At 67.2% G+C, this 262-nt stretch carries 1 protein-coding gene; it reads left to right on the top strand.

The window, feature by feature from the left end; genetic code table 11:
* Positions 1-262: aldolase/citrate lyase family protein (locus AU465_RS38175; RefSeq protein ID WP_246506619.1), on the top strand; the 262-nt coding region annotated here is incomplete at both ends.

The following is a 262-nucleotide window of genomic DNA, read 5'->3' as shown; positions in this document are numbered from 1 at the left end:
CAACCAGATCGAGATGGCCAAGGGTTTCAAGACCCGCGTCGGCCTCGAAGCCCTGATCGAGACCGCGCTCGGCATGGCCAATGTCGAGGCGATCGCCGCCACGCCCGGCCGGCTGGAGGCGATGCATTTCGGCGTCGCCGACTATGCCGCGAGCAACAAGGCGCGCACCGTCAACATCGGCGGCCTCAACCCCGACTATCCCGGCGACCAATGGCATTTCGCGCTGTCGCGCATGACCGTCGCCTGCCGCGCCTATGGCCTG

The organism is Mesorhizobium silamurunense (assembly GCF_014843905.1).
Classification (GTDB): domain Bacteria; phylum Pseudomonadota; class Alphaproteobacteria; order Rhizobiales; family Rhizobiaceae; genus Mesorhizobium; species Mesorhizobium silamurunense.
Note: the sequence above shows the minus strand (reverse complement) of the source record. Positions and strands in the feature narration are given on the sequence as shown.